General features: G+C 78.3%; 1 pseudogene. It reads right to left on the bottom strand.

Annotated features, from left to right (window positions below):
* Positions 1–327: pseudogene (locus ACTJK8_RS32460) on the bottom strand (chemotaxis protein CheA); the annotation flags it as partial.

The following is a 327-nucleotide window of genomic DNA, read 5'->3' as shown; positions in this document are numbered from 1 at the left end:
CGGAGCGGGGGCGCGCGCCTGGGCCGGCACCGGCTCGGGCGGGGCGGCGTCCGGCAGCGCCGGGCCGGCCGGCTCCAGGGTCAGGACCATCTCGTCGCGCACGAACAGGAACACGTCCTCGACCGCCGCGCGGCTGACGGGCCCGCGCAGCGTGACGTCCCAGCCGAGGGCGAGGCTCTCGGGATCGAGGCCGGGCAGCTCGGGCAGGGCCTCGAGCCGCGGCACGACCGTGCAGGCGCCGAGGTCGCGCAGCTCGTCGAGGAGGGCGAGCGGGTTGGTGCCGTTGCGCAGGACGTCCGGGGCGAAGGCGATGCCGATCCGCCAGCC

Origin of the sequence: Methylobacterium sp. 22177 (assembly GCF_052045615.1) — a bacterium.
Classification (GTDB): Bacteria; Pseudomonadota; Alphaproteobacteria; order Rhizobiales; family Beijerinckiaceae; genus Methylobacterium; species Methylobacterium radiotolerans.
This window is presented reverse-complemented; position numbering and strand designations above follow the sequence as displayed.